This window comes from Tetzosporium hominis, from assembly GCF_002265435.1.
Taxonomy (GTDB): Bacteria; Bacillota; Bacilli; order Bacillales_A; family Planococcaceae; genus Chryseomicrobium; species Chryseomicrobium hominis.
Map to the genome: position 1 here is coordinate 1 of NZ_NOKQ01000323.1, position 253 is coordinate 253.

General features: G+C 48.6%; 1 protein-coding gene. It reads right to left on the minus strand.

The window, feature by feature from the left end; all coding sequences use genetic code 11:
• Positions 1 to 253 (minus strand): ATP-binding protein (locus tag CF394_RS14100; RefSeq protein ID WP_243370907.1); only part of this gene is annotated, 253 nt, incomplete at both ends.

Genomic DNA, 253 nt, shown 5'->3' on the forward strand with positions numbered 1-253 from the left:
CAGCCCGAGTCCAGTGCCCCGTTCTTTTGTCGTGTAAAAAGGTTCGCCGAGCCTCTTCAATTTGTCTTCTGTCATGCCGATTCCTTCGTCAGCAAGCGAGACAATGATATGGTCGTCTCCTTTCGGTTTGATCGACACATATACATTGCCTCCGTCGGGCATTACTTCGATCGCATTTTTCAAAATGTTGATAAATACCTGCTTCAGCTGATTCGGCTCGCAGTAGATCAGCGGAATGCCGTCTTCGCACTTC